1 pseudogene is annotated in these 455 nt (G+C 68.1%); it reads right to left on the reverse strand.

Annotation, left to right across the window (positions count from 1 at the left end):
• Positions 1-98 precede the first annotated feature (98 nt).
• Positions 99-455 (reverse strand): annotated as a pseudogene (locus tag GV790_RS28965) (flavodoxin domain-containing protein); the annotation flags it as partial.

Here is a 455-nt window from a genome sequence, read left to right on the forward strand (position 1 = left end):
GTGCGGAGCCATTCGTGGGCGGTGTGCATCGCCGGAGCGAGTGGGTCGTCGTGGTCGTGCATGTGGAGGTCCTATCGGGTGAACCCACAGGATGGTAGTTACGGATGGACGGTGTTGGCGGCCGAGTGTGGCAGCCCGAGGGCGCTCGCGATGTCGTTCGACCACGTGCGGATCGCGGCCCAGTCGCGCAAGTCGCCGTAGCGTGCGCCGCCAATCAGCCTGTAGAGCGTGCGAGCTTTCCATCCGGCTCCTGCGCGGTCGTATCTACCTGCGAAGGCGTGGTATCCCCGAGGCCTGATCGTGTCGCGCAGCTCGGCGACCTTCTTCGGAACGACTCGACCGAGTCGGCGTCCGAGGGGCCCGCGCAAGGCGGGGCCCAGCCCGACGCTGAACATCCACACTCGCGAGCCGCTCAGCTGGTCGCGGTGCGCGTGGATGTAGGCGGAGGCTGCCGG

It is taken from the genome of Nocardia cyriacigeorgica (genome assembly GCF_010858045.1).
Lineage (GTDB): Bacteria > Actinomycetota > Actinomycetes > Mycobacteriales > Mycobacteriaceae > Nocardia > Nocardia cyriacigeorgica_E.